Origin of the sequence: Streptomyces poriferorum, assembly GCF_019399235.1 — a bacterium.
In the GTDB taxonomy this organism is placed as follows: domain Bacteria; phylum Actinomycetota; class Actinomycetes; order Streptomycetales; family Streptomycetaceae; genus Streptomyces; species Streptomyces poriferorum.
In genome coordinates, this window is record NZ_JAELVH010000639.1 from 1 (window position 1) to 474 (window position 474).

Consider the following 474-nt stretch of genomic DNA (forward strand, 5'->3'; position numbering starts at 1 on the left):
ACGGACAGGGCCACCGCCGTGGCATCGTCCACCGGCCCGTCCAGCAGGGTCAGCCGACGCCCGGGGTCACGGCTGAGCAGCCCGGCCGGTACGGGTTCCCCGTCCTCGATGAACCAGGCTTCGTACACCTTGCCCGCAGGAAGCCGCGGCAGGCCGGAGACGGCGAGCGTGGCCGCGTCCTCACTGCGGGAGACGGCCACCGTGGCTGTGCCACCGCCGCGCAGCTCCTGGGTTTCGAGCCGGACGTCGGGCGCCGTGAGCACGCGCGCCACCTCCTCCTGGTGCTCCTGCGAGCGCCGGGTCGCGGTTCTGGCATCCTCCGCTTCCCGGTACTGCCAGGTGGCGACGCCGAGGCAGGCCAGCACGGCCGCCACGGAGGCCGCCAGCGCGAGGCGGGGCAGCTGTCGCGACGGGGCATGGGCCCGGCCGCCGGCCGAAGGCGTGACGGGCACCGGCTCCGGCGCGACGTGCGCC

At 75.9% G+C, this 474-nt stretch carries 1 protein-coding gene; it reads right to left on the bottom strand.

All coding sequences use genetic code 11. The features are described from left to right. Window positions 1-474: anti-sigma factor (locus JGS39_RS40185; RefSeq protein WP_219574677.1), on the bottom strand; the 474-nt coding region annotated here is incomplete at both ends.